16 protein-coding genes are annotated in these 12,388 nt (G+C 50.7%); 10 read left to right on the top strand and 6 right to left on the bottom strand.

Translation table 11 applies throughout. The annotated features are described in order from the left end of the window. The first annotated feature begins 107 nt into the window (after positions 1-107). From feoB to PV02_RS05460, 3 genes are read left to right on the top strand one after another with little or no spacing between them, the layout of a single operon-like run. Positions 108-2,135 carry a ferrous iron transport protein B gene (feoB, locus tag PV02_RS05450; protein ID WP_256622370.1) on the top strand — a complete coding sequence of 676 codons (2,028 nt, stop codon included), beginning with the start codon at positions 108-110 and terminating at the stop codon, positions 2,133-2,135. Beyond that, positions 2,132-2,296: a hypothetical protein gene (locus PV02_RS05455; RefSeq protein WP_256622371.1), complete on the top strand. Its 165-nt coding sequence runs from the start codon at positions 2,132-2,134 to the stop codon at positions 2,294-2,296. The genes feoB and PV02_RS05455 overlap by 4 nt, the downstream gene beginning before the upstream one ends. Further along, the gene (locus PV02_RS05460; RefSeq protein ID WP_256622372.1) at positions 2,293-2,946 is read left to right on the top strand and encodes a metal-dependent transcriptional regulator; all 654 of its coding nucleotides are present in this window, start codon (positions 2,293-2,295) and stop codon (positions 2,944-2,946) included. Before PV02_RS05455 ends, PV02_RS05460 begins: the two co-directional genes overlap by 4 nt. Before the next feature lie 51 nt (positions 2,947-2,997). Here PV02_RS05460 and PV02_RS05465 read toward each other — a convergent pair whose 3' ends face one another. Then, positions 2,998-4,485, bottom strand: a complete 1,488-nt coding sequence (locus PV02_RS05465; protein WP_256622373.1) for a cobyric acid synthase — start codon at positions 4,483-4,485, stop codon at positions 2,998-3,000. 138 nt (positions 4,486-4,623) lie between these two features. Between PV02_RS05465 and cbiT the strand changes: the two genes are divergently transcribed. From cbiT to PV02_RS05500, 7 genes are all read left to right on the top strand, one after another. Continuing rightward, positions 4,624-5,178 (top strand): precorrin-6Y C5,15-methyltransferase (decarboxylating) subunit CbiT, encoded by a 555-nt coding sequence (cbiT, locus tag PV02_RS05470; RefSeq protein WP_256622374.1) that lies wholly within the window; start codon positions 4,624-4,626, stop codon positions 5,176-5,178. Between the two features lie 105 nt (positions 5,179-5,283). Then, a complete protein-coding gene (locus tag PV02_RS05475; protein ID WP_256622375.1) occupies positions 5,284-5,895 on the top strand; it encodes a cobalt-factor II C(20)-methyltransferase in 612 nt (203 codons plus the stop codon). Positions 5,896-5,912: 17 nt separating this feature from the next. After that, a complete protein-coding gene (cobM, locus tag PV02_RS05480; protein ID WP_256622376.1) occupies positions 5,913-6,647 on the top strand; it encodes a precorrin-4 C(11)-methyltransferase in 735 nt (244 codons plus the stop codon). Positions 6,648-6,709: 62 nt separating this feature from the next. Next, the gene (locus PV02_RS05485) at positions 6,710-7,156 is read left to right on the top strand and encodes a cobalamin biosynthesis protein CbiG (RefSeq protein ID WP_256623061.1); all 447 of its coding nucleotides are present in this window, start codon (positions 6,710-6,712) and stop codon (positions 7,154-7,156) included. Next, the gene (locus PV02_RS05490; RefSeq protein WP_256622377.1) at positions 7,153-7,506 is read left to right on the top strand and encodes a cobalamin biosynthesis protein; all 354 of its coding nucleotides are present in this window, start codon (positions 7,153-7,155) and stop codon (positions 7,504-7,506) included. The genes PV02_RS05485 and PV02_RS05490 overlap by 4 nt, the downstream gene beginning before the upstream one ends. Then, positions 7,475-8,278: a precorrin-3B C(17)-methyltransferase gene (gene cobJ, locus PV02_RS05495; RefSeq protein WP_256622378.1), complete on the top strand. Its 804-nt coding sequence runs from the start codon at positions 7,475-7,477 to the stop codon at positions 8,276-8,278. Before PV02_RS05490 ends, cobJ begins: the two co-directional genes overlap by 32 nt. Then, positions 8,268-8,999 carry a precorrin-8X methylmutase gene (locus PV02_RS05500; protein WP_256622379.1) on the top strand — a complete coding sequence of 244 codons (732 nt, stop codon included), beginning with the start codon at positions 8,268-8,270 and terminating at the stop codon, positions 8,997-8,999. The genes cobJ and PV02_RS05500 overlap by 11 nt, the downstream gene beginning before the upstream one ends. Before the next feature lie 43 nt (positions 9,000-9,042). Here PV02_RS05500 and PV02_RS05505 read toward each other — a convergent pair whose 3' ends face one another. From PV02_RS05505 to PV02_RS05525, 5 genes are all read right to left on the bottom strand, one after another. Then, entirely contained in the window at positions 9,043-9,699 is a 657-nt protein-coding gene (locus tag PV02_RS05505; protein WP_256622380.1) for a cytochrome c biogenesis CcdA family protein, read from the bottom strand. A gap of 9 nt (positions 9,700-9,708) precedes the next feature. Next, positions 9,709-10,215: a thioredoxin family protein gene (locus PV02_RS05510; protein WP_256622381.1), complete on the bottom strand. Its 507-nt coding sequence runs from the start codon at positions 10,213-10,215 to the stop codon at positions 9,709-9,711. 90 nt (positions 10,216-10,305) lie between these two features. Beyond that, positions 10,306-10,992, bottom strand: a complete 687-nt coding sequence (locus tag PV02_RS05515) for a 2,5-diamino-6-(ribosylamino)-4(3H)-pyrimidinone 5'-phosphate reductase (RefSeq protein WP_256623062.1) — start codon at positions 10,990-10,992, stop codon at positions 10,306-10,308. 58 nt (positions 10,993-11,050) lie between these two features. Continuing rightward, positions 11,051-11,905, bottom strand: coding sequence for a CBS domain-containing protein (locus PV02_RS05520; protein WP_256622382.1), 855 nt, complete (start codon positions 11,903-11,905; stop codon positions 11,051-11,053). Between the two features lie 14 nt (positions 11,906-11,919). Then, complete coding sequence (locus PV02_RS05525; protein WP_256622383.1) at positions 11,920-12,375, bottom strand: universal stress protein; 456 nt, start codon at positions 12,373-12,375, stop codon at positions 11,920-11,922. Between the last annotated feature and the right edge of the window lie 13 nt (positions 12,376-12,388).

The following is a 12,388-nucleotide window of genomic DNA, read 5'->3' on the forward strand; positions in this document are numbered from 1 at the left end:
GTATCTCTTTTATAATGCTAAGATTGTTAGGGGTACAAACACTTATATGCTTGAACTAACTATTGGGCATATTATAGGCACGACTACAATTGTGAGGCACATGAAAAATGTTGAACCTTCTTAGTAAGAAAAGTTGCTGCAACTTAGAAAACACTAGTCAAAGCAACCTTGAAAGAATAGTCCTGATAGGGAACCCCAATGTAGGGAAAAGTGTAATCTTTAATCACTTCTCCGACAGTTATGCAGTGGTTTCCAATTATCCTGGAACTACCGTAGCCGTAAGCACGGGTAAAGGAAAACTTTGCGGGAAAGAGTACGAAATAATAGATACTCCCGGGATGTACTCTCTGCAACCGATAACAGATGAAGAGAGGGTTTCGCAGAATTACCTGTTCGATAACAAGGTGTTTGTTTACCTGCATGTGATCGATGCCAAGAACCTTCAGCGCATGCTCCCTCTCACACTCCAGCTGATAGATGCCGCAGTTCCGCTCATACTCGTCCTGAACATGATGGATGAGGCCCGGAACAAGGGGATACGCATCAACGCAGCCAGGCTTGAGCAGAAGCTGGGAATCCCGGTGGTCTGCACAACTTCCATCACGGGAGAAGGGATGGACAAGCTCGAAGAAGCAATATCGACCTACGATCCCGGACATGTTGCCAGTAAGGTGGAGTACGGCAGGGGAATAACATATGCCATCAATTCTATATCCTCTCTGCTCAGGTCTGAATACGCCATTTCGAAAAAAGCGCTTGCACAGTTGCTTCTTCTCAATGACGGACTTGCACTCGGGAAGGTGAGGCAGAACGGTGAGGATATCACAGCGATAGGGAAAATAGTCGAAAGTACCGAAAAAGAGTACTCTGATCCTCTCAACTACGTAATGACCATTGAAAGGCAGGTTTTTGTCAATGATATTACCGACTATGTCATGACAACTGAAGCGGTAGCGGATGAAAACAAGAAAATGGATCACAATGGCACTCGCAAGTCCCTCGGTGAGCGCATCGACAGACTTCTCATACAACCCGTAACCGGCATTCCGATATTGCTGCTTGTGCTGTACTTCGGGTTGTATAAATTCGTTGGAGGATTTGCGGCGGGAACTGTCGTGGACTATCTTGAAAGCACACTGTTTGGTGAGCACATTAATCCGTGGGTGATCGGGAACTTCAATTCACTTGTCCCATATCCGGTCATACAGGACCTGTTTGTAGGGGAGTACGGGATACTCACACAGGCAGTAACATACGCTATAGCACTCATTATGCCTCTTGTCGGGGCTTTCTTTATCGTGTTCTCCATTATAGAGGATACCGGCTATCTGCCCCGCCTTGCAATGCTCATAGACCGTGTTTTCAAGAAGATGGGGATGAGCGGAAGGGCCGTTATCCCGATGGTGCTTGGTTTTGGATGCGCCACCATGGCAACCATGGTCACCCGGACCCTTGAAACCCGGCGGGAAAAGCTTATTTCAAACATGCTGCTGGCCCTGGCAATTCCATGCTCTGCACAACTGGGCGTAATACTGGGCGTGTTGTCATTCAGCTCAGCGGCACTGGCAATATGGGCTGTCGTTATAGGCCTTGAGCTTGTGGTCATAGGTTACCTTGCATCAAAGGTCATTCCAGGGGAAAAGCCCAGTTTCTTTATTGAGATGCCTCCCCTGAGGCTTCCAAAACTGTCAAACGTGCTTGTGAAGACCTATTCGAGGATGCAGTGGTACTTCCTTGAAGTCCTTCCGCTCTTCGTGCTCGCAAGCGTGCTTATATGGGTAGGAAGGCTTACCGGCCTGTTCGATATAGCTGTTCGCCTGCTGGGCTATCCTTCTCAATGGATAGGCCTTCCGGCTGAAGCAGGACTAATGTTCTTCTACGGTTTCTTCAGGAGGGATTTCGGTGCAGCAGGCCTGTTCGATATGTACAATGCACAACTGCTGACCGGCGTGAACCTTGTGGTTGCGTCCATCACGCTGACACTGTTCATGCCGTGTATCGCCCAGTTCCTTGTGACCGTAAAGGAAAGAGGGGTCAAGACAGCGCTGGCAATGGCAGCCTTCATCTTCCCGGGCGCCTTCGCTGTAGGGTTCCTTGTAAATTACTTCCTCACTGCATTCGGGGTGGTACTGTGAAATGTCCTCTTTGCGGTAAGGAGTTCGATGAGCCCGACCGGTCTAAGTGCTCGGGCTGCGGTAGGTTCAGTTCATGCAACATGCAACGCTGCCCCAACTGCGGATATGAGATAGCACCGCAGACCAGGCTGGAAAAGTTCGTCAGAGGTATATTAAAATGAAACTAAGTGAAGATGGCGAGAACATCCTTGAAAGGATGTGGGTGCATATCAATGAAGAGAAGAACGACTCAATGGACCTGGGATCGCTTGGCCTTGAGGCGGGTTCCCCTGTGATACGGGAACTGCTTGAGGCCGGCAATATCACATTGTCCGGCTCCCATGCCCGGCTTTCCGAAAACGGCAGTTCTGCAGGCAGGACTGTTGTAAGAAGACGCAGGCTGGCAGAGCGGCTTCTTGTTGACGTGCTCAACACAAAGGAGCAGCATGTAAGGAGTTCTGCATGCGAGTTTGAGCATATACTGCACAGGGGCATTGATGAGAACGTGTGCATATTGCTGGGTCACCCGCGTACATGTCCCCATGGAAAACAGATCCCTGAAGGGGAATGCTGCAGGAAGGCAAGGGAAGAACTTGAGCATGTGGTTGCACCTCTCTCCGCATTGAAGAACGGGCAAAGGGGCAGGATCGCCTATTTTGATATGAGGGAAGAGCAGAGAATGCAGAAAATGCTTGCAATGGGGGTGCTTCCTGGCATCCCGGTGAGTCTTGTCCAGTCATATCCCTCATATGTCTTCGACCTTAACCACACAAGGTATGCAGTGGATAAAGAGATTGCAGACAGTGTGTATATAAGGATAGAAAGGGATTGAAAGTCCTGACATGCGGTCGGGTGTCAGGGCTAGTTGCAGGGGAGAGCAGAATCATTCCTGCTCTTCAATGATCCTGTATATCTTTTCCATATCAAGGCAGCTTTCCACGACCCCGGCAAGCTCCTCGTAGGCCTCTTCCTCGGTCATGACGACTTCCGGCAGGTACTCGATGCCCTTCTTCTCTGTCAGATATATCATGAGGGCGCGCCTGACGTTTGCATTCTCGAAGAGGCCGTGCAGATAGGTGCCCACAACTGTGCCTGTCCCGTCAATGCTGCCATCGTTGCCAAACACTGTGTTTGAGGTCTTCGTGGCGCCCATGTGTATCTCGTATCCCCAGACCTCCTGTCCCTTTATGTGACTGAATATGGGGCCTCCGGCAACAACTTCCTTACGTACCTGCGTGGTCATCTTCTTGTATTCCCCGAAGGCTGTTTCCGTATCCAGCAGGCCAAGGCCATCGTAGTCCGCTTCCACTCCGTTCTCCACTCCGGAGTCATGTATTGTTCTCCCAAGCATCTGGTAGCCGCCACAGATACCGAATATAGGGACCTTGCCATAGAGACCCCTTATCTGTGCATCCATGCCGCTTTCCCTGAGATCGAGCAGGTCGCTGACTGTGTTCTTGGTGCCGGGTATTATTACGCAGTCCGGCTTGCCCAGATCCTCGTCGAGATTGACATAGCGCACGTGCGCGATCCTTTCCAGTGGCTCGAAATCAGTGAAGTTTGATATCCTGGGCAGGCGGATGACCGCAATATCCACATCGTTGATGCTTTCCTTCTTTTCCTGCCCCTTTTTCTTCTTGCGTATGGCCATGGAATCCTCGGAAGGTATCTTGAGGTTGTAATAGGGCAGCACTCCCAGCACGGGCACGCCTGTAAGCTCTTCAAGCTGCCGCAGGCCCGGCTCGAGTATGGCAGGGTCACCCCTGAACTTGTTGATAACGAATCCCCTGATCTGCTGGCTCACGTCCTTTGGCAGCAGGGCCTTGGTGCCGTAAAGACTGGCGAAGACGCCGCCGGATTCGATATCTCCAACAAGGATAATGGGTGCGCCGGTTATCCTGGCAGTACCCACATTGACGATGTCACGGTCATAAAGGTTGATCTCGGCAGCCCCGCCTGCGCCTTCCATGACTATGAGCTCGTATTCCGATTCAAGCCGTTCAAGCGCTCCCCTGAGGACGCCGTGCATTTCCTCAATGGAGTCGTAATAGTTGCCGGCAGATTTGTCGGCGTATGGCTCGCCCAGCACTATCACCTGCGATGTCCTGTCCCCTTTGGGTTTGAGGAGCACGGGGTTCATGTCGGCTGTAGGCTCGACACCTGCTGCCTTGGCCTGTATCGCCTGCGCGATGCCTATTTCCTTGCCGTCCTTTGTTATCCAGGAGTTCAGGCTCATGTTCTGGGCCTTGAAAGGCGCTACTTTGTATTTCCTGGAAAGGACTTTGCAAAGCCCTGTGACCATTATGCTCTTTCCGACATCTGATGCAGTACCAAGGACCAGTAGTTTCTTTGCTTTTTTGCCATCTGCCATTTGCAACAACCCTTCGAGTGGACTTTAGGTTAATTTGAATCTTGTAATAGTCCAACAGTTTTATGAGGGACAACTTATATCTACTTAACTCCAGTTAATCTTAGTAATAACTCCAGTTTATCTTAGTTAAGGTGGAACATGACTGAACTTTTGCATGTAAGTGGCGGACCTACAAAACCCGAGATAATTGCAATATCCCTATCTAAACTTGATTTAAGAAATGGGGACAGTTTTTTCGATATCGGCTGCGGTACAGGGGCTGTATCTATCGAAGCTAATAAAATTGCGCGTGATCTGAAGATACATGCCATCGATGCCAGGGAAGAGGCAATAGAGGTTGCAAGGAAGAATTTCAGTTCTTTTAATGTGGGCAACGTGACCCTGTACTCAGGCGAGTCTTCGGATATCCTGAGCATGCAGCCTGTCGGAAGCATTGGCTGTGCATTCATAGGCGGCACCAAGAATATTTCCAGGGTGCTTGAGGTGCTTGCAGAGAAGAAGGCCCGAAGCATCGTGGTGAATGCTGTAAGGATAGAAACAGTCGTAAATGTAATAAACAAGTTAAAAGAACTTGGCTTATTCGATGAGGTACTGCACGTTATAGTTTCGCGTGGTGCTCCCCTGACCGGCGAGACAATGTTCAAGCCTGAGAACCCTGTTTATATCGTTGTAGGCAGGTCAGGCACAAACTGACAGGGCGGTTATTAGCGGTAATCATTATCGTAATTATAGTTAACTTACAATCAACTTATGGTAAAGCTATGATAAGCGCAATATTAAGCGTATGGTGATCTAAAAATGCTTGTTGGAGTAGGACTTGGACCCGGTGACCCGGAACTTCTGACATTGAAAGCTGTCGAAACCCTGAAAAAGAGCTACAAGGTCTATGTTCCCGGCCGCCTTGCAGCGGAACTGGTAGCGCCTTATGCGGAAGCCGAAATACTGGACTTCCCCATGCTGACCGATTATAATGTGCTCAATGCGGTCTGGAAGAAGAATGCGGAAATGATAGCAGAAGAATCCAGGGATAAGCTTGTTTCCTTCGGTCTTATCGGTGACCCAAACTTCTTCTCAACATTCACTCATCTCAAGCGTGTGATGAACAGGCTCTATCCTGACGTGGAGACCTCGACCATTCCGGGTATAAGTTCCATCACCTCCTTCGCCGCACAGACAGGCGCAGAGGTGGATGCATCCTTTGAAGTAAGCGATGGCTCCGACAGCAAGTACCGCATAAGGCTCAAAGCCAGCAGGCCTCTTGAGATCATGGACTCCTACAAGAAAGAAGGTTTCAGCAAGTTCATATTTGCAGAGAGGCTCTTCAGCCCGGAAGAAGTGATAATAAAGGAACAGGATAAGTTCCCCGAGAAGGGTAACTATTTCAGTATCATCTTCGCGGAAAAGGAGTGACTCGGAGGGGTATCATAATGACAAACAATAAAGTATACTTTGTAGGCTCCGGACCGGGCAATGAGAAGTACATAACCGTTGCGGGCCGTGAACTGCTGGAGGAGGCGGACCTGGTCATCTACGCAGGGTCCCTTGTGAATCCCAAGGTGCTTGACTACTCCAGAGGGGAAAAGATAGACAGTTATGGCCTGACCCTGGATGAGACCAACAAACTTATCCTTGACAACCTCAGGGCCGGCAAGAAGGTAGTAAGGCTGCACAGCGGCGATCCATCTCTCTATGGCTCCATCGTGGAGCAGATGGAGGAACTGAAGAATGCAGGCGTGGAGATAGAGATAATTCCGGGCGTATCCTCGGTTTTCGCTACGGCTGCCGCTCTCCAGACTCAGCTGACACTGAATAATGTATCCGAGACGCTCATAATCACCCGTCCTGCAGGGCAGACCCTGGAAAAGGACCAGATCAGGGAGCTCTCCAGGCATAACGCCACCATGGCCGTTTTCCTGGGAACCCAGAAGATAGAGGAGATCATGGAAAAGGTCGAGTACCCGCCGGAGACCCCGGTGGCAGTGGTCTTCCACGCGTCATGGCCTGACCAGAAGATTATCAAGGGCACAGTGGCCGATATTGCAGGCAAGGTCAAGGAAGCAGGCATCAAGCGCTCGGCCATGATACTTATCGGCGGAGTCGTGGACCCTGTGAACTACGGGAGGTCTTACCTATACGGAGTGGCACAAGAACCGCTGTCATAACCTTCGAGCGCAATCTCGGGGTAGCACAGCGCCTTGGCAGGCACCTGGAAGCCGATGTCCTGATTTATGACAAGGACGTCTTCAGGAGGGCATTCGAGGAGTACGGTTCCATCGTGGCGGTCTTTGCTACCGGGATAGTGGTGCGTGATATAGCACCGCTAATCCAGGACAAATGGAAGGACCCGGCTGTAGTGGTGGTGGATTCGAATATGAACTTCGCCATTTCCCTGCTGGGAGGCCATCACGGCGGTAACGAGCTGGTCCGGAAGATCTCCGAGATAGGGCCCGTGCCTGTCATCACCACGGCCACGGAAGTGCACAACCGCAATTCCGTGGAAGGTATTGCCAAGTCCCTTGGCTGTGATATCGTCAACAGGCCTTCCACCGTGCAGGTCAATTGTGCCCTGCTCGAGCAGGATGTGGAAGTCCTTGAGATAAAAGGGCCGAAGATCGTTATTGTAGGTGACGACGTGTCCGTCCTGAAGAAAGAAAAGGCAGAGAACTCATGATAATCGGCATCGGAGCGCGCAGGGGAGTCAGCAGTCAGGAGGCAGTGGATGCCATCAGGAATGCTCTGGCAGAACTTGGCAGGGATATCTCCGAGGTGCAGGTGCTTGCATCCGCAAAATTAAAAGAGGACGAAGAGGGCCTGCATGAGGCAGCAAGCGTCCTTGGACTTGAACTGAGGTTCATAGATCACGATGAATTGAACAGATATGATGCGCCGTCTGCTTCCCAGGCAAAACGCTTCGGGCTTACAGGTGTGGCAGAACCGGCTGCACTGGCGCTATCGGAAAAAAAAGAACTGATATTAAGGAAGAAGGTTTATGGTAGGGTCACAATCGCAATCGCAGAGTGAAGCGTCCGGGAAAGGAAGGCTGTACGTCATAGGTATAGGCCCGGGTTCCGTGGAACAGCTTACGGTAAAGGCAAGAGAGGTCATAATCAACTCCGATTATGTTGTCGGTAACGGCACTTACCTTGATCAGATGGCAAGCCTGCTGGACAAGCAGAACATAGTGCGCAGTGCAATGGGCAAGGAAGTCGACCGCGCACGCAAGGCAGTGGAGCTTGCACAGAACAACGTTGTTTCCATGATAAGCGGCGGGGATGCCAATATATACGGCATGGCCGGTCTTGTGCTTGAGGTTGCAGAGCACGCCAACCTCAACGTTGAGATCGAGGTGCTGCCGGGAGTAACAGCCATCACTGCAGCAGCCAGTGTGCTGGGTGCGCCCATTGTCAATGATTTCTGCACGGTTAGCCTCAGCGACCTGCTGACCCCTTGGGAGGTCATCGAGAAAAGGCTTGATGCTGCAGCATCCGCAGACTTCGTAATGTCCCTCTACAACCCGAAAAGCCGCCAGCGCAACTCTAATTTCTCAAGGGCTATCGAGATAATCAGGCGCCATAAGGAGGACTCCGTCCCTGTGGGCCTTGTAAAGAACGCCCTCAGGGACCAGGACCAGGACTACATTGTCACAACACTTGGCGAGGTCCTCAATTATAATGACTGGGTGGACATGAGCACCACCATCCTTATCAGCACGAACGATTCCCGCATATGGGACACGCCTTATGGCAAACGCATAATCACTCCAAGGGGGTATCACAGGAAATATGACTACTGAACCCAGAAAGACAGGTGCGGGTATCGAAGACCTTGTGGAGATGACCACTGAGATCGACCCGGAGCTAGTCGCCATCTGTAACGACCTTGGCTCACAGACCGATGAGGCAAAGGCAATTTACATGACCAGCCGTAACATCGCCCGCAAGCTTGTGGGTGATGAGACCGTTGAGGATCGCGTAAAACAGCGCTGTGTTACCTCAACCGGCGACCCGGCTGTTGCAGATATCATGCGCTTTGTCAACGATCCTGTCAAAGCAGGTGTGGAAGCCATCAAAAGAGGCGCTCCTATTCTTGTTGATATCAATATGGTCAAGGCAGGGATCACCAAAATGGGACACAAGTGTGAGATTATCTGCGTGCTCGATAAGGACGAGGATGCGGAACTTGCCCGCAAGTACGGTATTACCAGGACCGCAGCAGGTTTCCTGAAATGCAGGGACATGCTCGAAGGATCTATCGTCGCTATCGGCAATGCACCATCTGCCGCCTTTGCTGTATGCAGGATGATCGAGAGTGGCATCAGGCCCGCTATCATCGTGGGCACGCCTGTGGGTTTTGTCAATGCGGCAGAATCCAAGGAAGCTGTCCGGAGCATGGATGTTCCTTCAATCACATGTGTCGGGACACGTGGCGGAACTCCAATGGCAGTTGCCTGTGTCAACGAACTTGTTGCAATAGCAAATGAAAGCAAATGTAAGTGCAAGTGTGCGACAGAATAAGGCACACTGCTTCTTTTCTCTTTTTGCCTTGAGATCCTTTCTTTCATACATAGAGAGCTGCAGTATTGGTATACACCATCCAGGAACCTGCAACAATAAGTAGTGCCCCTGCAGCCTTTTTAATAAAGGCGTCATACCTGGCTATCCTGCCGAGCCTTGCAGAAGATATGTTTGCTGAATACGCTATGACCAGCATGGGGATCGCAAAGCCCATGGAGTAGATGAACAACATTGACGCACCGTAGGCCATCTCTCCTTCGAGGGCAACGGCAGCAAGTATTGATCCAAGGATGGGCCCTACACAGGGTATCCAGACAACCCCCAGTGAAGTGCCAAGGAGCAAGCCCCCGAACATACTGCCTTTCTGTATATGTATATCACGGGTGTAAGGTGCCAGGATGCTCAATACGTCCATATCCCGAAGCATGGATATGCCGAATGCCACTATCAGCAGTCCTGCAAGTATCCTTAAGGTACCGATATGGGAGAACAATGCTGCTCCAAAGACTGAGGCCATGATGCCCATGAGGGTGAATGACATGCTAAGGCCCAGTACGATGAAAAGTGGCCGCAGCTTACCTTCCCCGGTTGAATATGCCAGGATGACCGGAAGCAGCGGCAGAACGCAGGGTGAGAGCACACTTACAACACCTGCGAAAAAGGAAGCTATCGGTCCCAGTGTGAGAGTATCAAGAAACATAATTCTGTTTCAGGGACTTGTTCCGCTGCGCTCTGTCAGGCCATAGTCAAGCGTCTGCGTAAGCACTGCCTTTCTGGTAAGCCCTATAAATCTCGCCTCTTCCCTGTTCGTGGTCGCCTGACCATCGGATCTCATGTACACGTACTGCTGATCCTCGATGCCGGTTATGACGAACGAGTCCGGTACGTAGCTCACGCTGAATCCCAGAACCCCTACCTTTTTTGTGTCAATGTACATCACGCTGGCCCGGCCCTTATACTCTGCAGCGATCTCTTCCATAATAGGTTTCTGGGCTCTGCATGCAGGGCATCCGTCATAGCCTATCTCGACAAGCACAGGCCCGTCCTCAAGAGCCCGGTTTATATCGCGCAGGCTGGTTACGGTTAGCATGCTCTCGTTATTCCCGGATGATGTGTTGGTGACACTTCCTTCATTTCCTATGCACCCGCCGGCAGCCAGCACCAGGGCAGTAAGAATGAGGAGGTGCAGGGTCATTTTATGCATGTTGTTCCCCATGATAACTAAATCCTTATTGACTTCCGGATAAATATCTCTTTGGATAGTACACAGCCGTTGCTTTTAATGGCAGGCCGGCTATGGTCCTGCTTAGGGTTCGGGCAGTACTTTCCACCTGCAGAGAATTCCTTCATCCATCCTCTCGGCGCCCAGCAGGTCGAGTTTCAGTATCTCCTTTTCGGGAAATCCGTCACCGTCCACAAAGGTGGGGGCTGTTCTGCCGCCTATAACAAGATTCCCTATGAACGTATATATCTCATCAACCAGGCCAGCAGAAAGCATTCCCCAGTTGAGGGTAGCCCCTCCTTCGACCATGAGCCTCTTCATTCCCATTGCCTTCAGTTTCCCCATCGCTGCAGCAAGGTCTACTTCATCATCGCCTGCGCAGACAACAGTCGCTTTCTCCCGAAGCTTTTCAATCCTGTCGGCAGGCGCGGATCTTGATACGAGTACTATCCGCATACCCTCGCCCTTGATGAGAATATCTGCGTCAAGGGGTGTCCTTGCCTTGCTGTCCACCACTATCCTGGCCGGGTTCTCCTCCAGTCCTGCCTGTTTGCGCTCGAGCTTTCTGCCCTGGGATTTGACAGTAAGGCTCGGGTCATCGGCCAGTACTGTCCCGATACCTACCATAATGGCATCCGATGAGGCACGAAGTGAATCCATCCTGTCAAAATCCTTCCTTCCGGATATCCTCACCTGTTTTCTCTCCTTGGTGGATATCTTCCCGTCAGCAGACATTGCCGAGTTGATGAATACAAAAGGTCTCTCCGTCATGACCATATCCTGTACCGGAAAAAGAGTAAGTGCGGGCCTTCCGGCAGAAGGTCCGTTATCAGTCACTGTTAACAACCGCTTTCAGGAGGTTACGGTCCCTTAGCAGGCCCAGGAACCTCTGGTTGGCGTTCACTATGGGGATCTGGTCGATCCTGTTGCGCTTCATCTTAAGAGCACACTCACTGACACCCGAGATATATGCCGCCTTTACAAGGTCCTTGACCATGATTTCCTTCGCGGGTACTGACGGGACCTTCACCCTGGATACGCTGTAATAGATACTCATGGTATCCCTCATGGATTCCCAGGTCCACTCGTCATCATCTGCGCCATTGGACATGTCAGCCATCTCCACTGTGTCCTCGATGATACTTGCATTTATTATATCCCTGTCTGTGATAATGCCCACTACCTCAAGGTGGCTGTCAATCACAGGGACCGCTTTTGTCCTTGCAAGCTCCATTATCCTTGCAACAACGTTCAAGGGCGTATCTGTCCAGACGGGTACTGAGGAAGGGCTCAGGTACTGGCCAACGTGCTCCACGATATTCATCTCAGCAAGCACCGCTATTATATCGGCAACTGACAATATGCCAACAAGTTTCTCGTCTTCCACAACAGGAAGCCTTCTGATGTTATTCTCCAGAAGGATCTTCGATGCAACAGTTATGTCTACATGGGGTTCGATCGTTATGGGGTTGCGGGTCATAAGCAGAGCAAGCTGCTCTTCTTCCGGGTTTTTCAGCAGGTTTGCTCTGCTGACGATCCCCACGACCTTGCCGTCCTTGAGGACAGGCACTCCTGATACTCTTTTCTCTTTTAATAAACTATGGACTTCATCCCTGGAACCAGGGAGGGTTGCATAGGCAACATCAGTCCGCATTATATCCATAACTTTTACATTCTTTGGCATATCTTACTCCCTCTTTACTCCTTGCCGGACCTGCCGCGCACAACAAGCACTGGCACCCTGGAATTACGAATGACATTCTCAGCCACGCTTCCAAGTAAGAAATGATCGAGCCCCCTCTTTCCAAGAGTTCCCATGATTATAAGGTCCATATCCTGTTTATTTGCAAAATCAACGATCTCTGTTCCCGGATGTCCTTCAAGGATAACGGCTTCAAAAGGAATGCCTTCCTTCTGTGCAATTTCTCCCACTGATGCTGTTATCTCATTTGCTTCCTTTTGAAGGAGTTCATACATCATCTCCCATCCCGCATCCATGGGTATGGAGGCAAAAGCAGCAGTGTCAACAACATACCCTGCATACAGTTTAGCCCCGCACATCTTGGCAAATTCCAGTGCATGCTGGACTGCCTTCTTGTTCTGTTCGGATCCGTCGGTTGCAATAAAAATCTTCTTATAGAGATCGCTTTTCATAGTCCCTCTCCGT

This window comes from Methanolobus chelungpuianus, from assembly GCF_024500045.1.
Lineage (GTDB): Archaea > Halobacteriota > Methanosarcinia > Methanosarcinales > Methanosarcinaceae > Methanolobus > Methanolobus chelungpuianus.

Excerpts from the sequence above, each read along its gene's own strand:
- feoB (WP_256622370.1), top strand. The coding sequence starts at position 108 with ATGTTGAACCTTCTTAGTAAGAAAAGTTGCTGCAACTTAGAAAACACT.
- PV02_RS05460 (WP_256622372.1), top strand. The coding sequence starts at position 2,293 with ATGAAACTAAGTGAAGATGGCGAGAACATCCTTGAAAGGATGTGGGTG.
- PV02_RS05465 (WP_256622373.1), bottom strand. The coding sequence starts at position 4,485 with ATGGCAGATGGCAAAAAAGCAAAGAAACTACTGGTCCTTGGTACTGCA.
- cbiT (WP_256622374.1), top strand. The coding sequence starts at position 4,624 with ATGACTGAACTTTTGCATGTAAGTGGCGGACCTACAAAACCCGAGATA.
- PV02_RS05475 (WP_256622375.1), top strand. The coding sequence starts at position 5,284 with ATGCTTGTTGGAGTAGGACTTGGACCCGGTGACCCGGAACTTCTGACA.
- cobM (WP_256622376.1), top strand. The coding sequence starts at position 5,913 with ATGACAAACAATAAAGTATACTTTGTAGGCTCCGGACCGGGCAATGAG.
- PV02_RS05490 (WP_256622377.1), top strand. The coding sequence starts at position 7,153 with ATGATAATCGGCATCGGAGCGCGCAGGGGAGTCAGCAGTCAGGAGGCA.
- cobJ (WP_256622378.1), top strand. The coding sequence starts at position 7,475 with ATGGTAGGGTCACAATCGCAATCGCAGAGTGAAGCGTCCGGGAAAGGA.
- PV02_RS05500 (WP_256622379.1), top strand. The coding sequence starts at position 8,268 with ATGACTACTGAACCCAGAAAGACAGGTGCGGGTATCGAAGACCTTGTG.
- PV02_RS05505 (WP_256622380.1), bottom strand. The coding sequence starts at position 9,699 with ATGTTTCTTGATACTCTCACACTGGGACCGATAGCTTCCTTTTTCGCA.
- PV02_RS05510 (WP_256622381.1), bottom strand. The coding sequence starts at position 10,215 with ATGGGGAACAACATGCATAAAATGACCCTGCACCTCCTCATTCTTACT.
- PV02_RS05515 (WP_256623062.1), bottom strand. The coding sequence starts at position 10,992 with ATGACGGAGAGACCTTTTGTATTCATCAACTCGGCAATGTCTGCTGAC.
- PV02_RS05520 (WP_256622382.1), bottom strand. The coding sequence starts at position 11,905 with ATGCCAAAGAATGTAAAAGTTATGGATATAATGCGGACTGATGTTGCC.
- PV02_RS05525 (WP_256622383.1), bottom strand. The coding sequence starts at position 12,375 with ATGAAAAGCGATCTCTATAAGAAGATTTTTATTGCAACCGACGGATCC.